Origin of the sequence: Staphylococcus sp. EG-SA-10, from assembly GCF_017151945.1 — a bacterium.
GTDB classification, from domain to species: Bacteria; Bacillota; Bacilli; order Staphylococcales; family Staphylococcaceae; genus Staphylococcus; species Staphylococcus aureus.
On the sequence record NZ_JACVZJ010000062.1, the window covers coordinates 1 to 296 of the forward strand.

General features: G+C 44.6%; 1 rRNA gene. It reads right to left on the bottom strand.

The features are described from left to right. Positions 1–181: 181 nt before the first annotated feature. A 5S ribosomal RNA gene (gene rrf, locus IDG45_RS13790) occupies positions 182–296 on the bottom strand.

Genomic DNA, 296 nt, shown 5'->3' on the forward strand with positions numbered 1-296 from the left:
ATCGCTTGCTTCTTTCCTCTCCTTCGGCTCTCGCTTACTCATTTAGCTCTACTAAACTCGTTGCGCTCTTTTCTCGTTTCGTCAGATTCAAACGTTTTCACTTCGCCAAGCCATTTTTCTTTGTGTTAACTTTTATTTTGGCGTTTTAGACATAAAAAAAGAGACCTTGCGGTCTCAACTTGCCTGGCAACGTTCTACTCTAGCGGAACGTAAGTTCGACTACCATCGACGCTAAGGAGCTTAACTTCTGTGTTCGGCATGGGAACAGGTGTGACCTCCTTGCTATAGTCACCAGA